Source organism: Corallococcus sp. AB018, from assembly GCF_003986945.1.
Lineage (GTDB): Bacteria > Myxococcota > Myxococcia > Myxococcales > Myxococcaceae > Corallococcus > Corallococcus exiguus.
Genome location: NZ_RAWR01000488.1, coordinates 1 through 593 on the forward strand (window position 1 = coordinate 1; position 593 = coordinate 593).

Genomic DNA, 593 nt, shown 5'->3' on the forward strand with positions numbered 1-593 from the left:
TTTCCTGCCCCCCGACTGCGCAACGCGGCGGCGATGCTCTTCCTCGCGCTGCTCGCGACCTCCCCCGCTGCCGCCCGTGGGCGCTACTACAACCACTCCGGCGGCATCGAAACGAGTCATCCCGACTGGTTGAGCTGGATGCCCGGCTCGGCGAGCCTCGCTTCCCTGTCGCTGCCGGGAACCCATGACTCCATGGCGTTCACCTCGACGGGCGGTGCCCTCACCCAGACCCAATCCCTGAGCCTGAGAGCTCAGCTGGACGCGGGTCTTCGTGCCTTGGACATCCGGTGTCGCCACATTGGCGACCGGTTCGCCATCCACCATGGCGTCGTCTACCTGAACGCCAACTTCGACGACGTTTTGACAACCACCACCCAGTTCCTGCGCGACCATCCCGGCGAAACCATTCTCATGCGGGTGAAGGAGGAACACACCCCGGACGGCAATAGCCGGAGCTTCCAACAGACGGGTGTGGCTCCCATCCTGATCACGCGGCGCGCCGCACCCGAGCGCGCCGTGGCGCGAGAATGAGAGTCATGGCGGCGTCCCAACGGTCCGAGAGCACCAGAGCGCGGAGGTCGAGGATGTGCTGG

General features: G+C 66.1%; 1 protein-coding gene. It reads left to right on the top strand.

The window, feature by feature from the left end; genetic code table 11:
* Positions 1-531: phosphatidylinositol-specific phospholipase C domain-containing protein (locus tag D7Y11_RS42840; RefSeq protein WP_233607596.1), on the top strand; the 531-nt coding region annotated here is incomplete at its 5' end.
* Positions 532-593 lie beyond the last annotated feature (62 nt).